2 protein-coding genes are annotated in these 1179 nt (G+C 73.6%); both read left to right on the top strand.

Going from position 1 to position 1179, the window contains the following annotated elements; translation table 11 throughout:
- Nucleotides 1-290 (top strand): ATP-binding cassette domain-containing protein (locus tag FV222_RS26745; protein ID WP_147816158.1); only part of this gene is annotated, 290 nt, incomplete at its 5' end.
- 62 nt (nt 291-352) lie between these two features.
- On the top strand, nt 353-1179 hold an 827-nt coding region (locus FV222_RS26740), incomplete at its 3' end, for an aldose 1-epimerase family protein (RefSeq protein ID WP_147816156.1).

Below are 1179 nucleotides of genomic sequence, written 5' to 3'. Positions count from 1 at the left end.
GCGCGCGCCTCTCCGGCGGGCAGCGCCAGCGCATCGGCATCGCCCGGGCGCTCTACCACGACCCCGACGTGATCGTGTTCGACGAGGCGACCTCGGCGCTGGACGGCGAGACTGAGGGCGCGGTGATGGCCGCGCTGAACGCGCTGGCCGGCCAGCGCACGCTGATCATGATCGCCCACCGCCTCACCAGCCTGGAGGCCGCCGACACGGTCCACGTGTTGGAGGACGGCCGCCTCGTCGCCTCCGGCCCGCTTCATGCGGTGACCCAGCACCTCGGGGCGGCGGCGTGATCCGCGTGCTGGAAGGCCATTTCCGCCAGGGTGACATAGCCACGACCTCGGAGATCACGTCCATGTCCGACACGATCCACCTGAAAGCCGCCGACGGCACCGAAGCGGCCTTGGCGCTCGCCGGCGCCGAGCCGGTGTCGTGGCGGGTGGGCGGCACCGAATATCTCTGGAACGGCGATCCCGAGCACTGGAACCGGCACGCGCCCTGGCTCTTCCCGGTGGTCGGCGCCTCGGCCGGCGGGGTGGTGCGGGTCGAGGGCCGGACCTACCCGATGGCGCAGCACGGCTTCGCCCGCGACCTGCCCTTCGCGGTGGTGGAGCGGGCCGACGACGCCGTCACCCTGCGCCTGACCGAGACGTCCGAGACGCTGGCGCACTATCCCTTCCGGTTCCGCCTCGACGTCACCGCCCGGGTGCGCCCGGCCGGGCTCGACTTCGCGATCGCGGTCCACAATCCGGGCGATACGGCCCTGCCCTACGGGCTCGGCTTCCACCCGGCCTTCCCCTGGCCGTTCGCAGGCGGCACGCGGGCGGCGGGCGGCGGCTACGCGGTGGAATTCGAGCAGGCGGAGCGCGCCGGCGTCCCCGAGGTCGGCCCCGGCGGCCTGCTGCTGCGCGAGGAGCGCCCGATCCACCTCGACGGCACGACACTGCCGCTCGATCCGGCCCTGTTCACCGAGGCGCTGGTGTTCCGCGATGCGCTGAGCCGCACGATGCGCTTCACCGGGCCGGGCGGCCGGGCGATCCGGATGGCGGTGGAGGACTTTCCGCACCTGGCGGTGTGGACGAAGCCGACGGCGCCGTTCCTGTCGCTCGAAGCCTGGACCGGGCATGCCGACTGGGCCGGCTTCTCGGGCGAGCTCGCCGAGCGGGACGCGCAGCGCCTGCT

Origin of the sequence: Methylobacterium sp. WL103 (assembly GCF_008039885.1) — a bacterium.
Classification (GTDB): domain Bacteria; phylum Pseudomonadota; class Alphaproteobacteria; order Rhizobiales; family Beijerinckiaceae; genus Methylobacterium; species Methylobacterium cerastii.
The sequence above is the reverse complement of the archived record's forward strand: the minus strand, read 5'-3'. Positions and strand labels throughout refer to the sequence as shown.